This window comes from Actinotalea sp. C106, from assembly GCF_023630195.1.
Classification (GTDB): Bacteria; Actinomycetota; Actinomycetes; order Actinomycetales; family Cellulomonadaceae; genus Actinotalea.
Genome location: NZ_JALPKN010000629.1, coordinates 1 through 605, shown reverse-complemented (window position 1 = coordinate 605; position 605 = coordinate 1). Strand labels below are relative to the sequence as shown.

Genomic DNA, 605 nt, shown 5'->3' with positions numbered 1-605 from the left:
CTGCCAGGGACCAAGGACTAGCGGCCCCCGGCCCCGGGCTCGGCCAGCTGCGCGGTGCGCTGGGGGCGCAGGGCCAGACCGCTCAGGCTCCGGCCGCGTGGCACGGACCGGCGGGCACGGTGGGTGGTGCCCGAGGCCCGTCCGGGCCGCGAGGGCCCGCTGCCCAACCGGCCTCGCAGGGGAGCCAGGCTGTCGTTGGTGACGTGACCGGCCCAGACCAGGTCCCAGAGCGCCTCGACCACGTCGGCCTGGCTCGTCAGCCCGACAGGAGTCGTCGTGCCCTCGTCCTGCACGGTGGCCTCGCTCGCATCCAGGAGCTCGCGCACCCGGGGCACGAGGGCGGTGAGGAAGTACGCCCCGCCCCCCTCGAGGGCGTCGAGGAGCGCGGTGTGCAGGCGCCCGACGGCCTCGGTCCCCGGGCTCAGCTCGGCGGCGGCGGCGAGGGTCAGGTCGGCTGTGGCGGTCGGGTGCAGGCTGACGAGCCCGTCCCGGGCCGCCAGGGAGCCGTGCCCCGCCCAGAGCACCTCCCCGGCAGCCGTGAGCTCGTCGAGCATCGCCGGACGGTAGTCGGCCACCCGCGAGGGCAGGACGAGGGCCTCGAGGGC

General features: G+C 77.2%; 1 pseudogene. It reads right to left on the bottom strand.

From position 1 onward, the window contains the following. Positions 1-17: 17 nt before the first annotated feature. Positions 18-605, bottom strand: a pseudogene (locus L0B03_RS18895) (DEAD/DEAH box helicase); the annotation flags it as partial.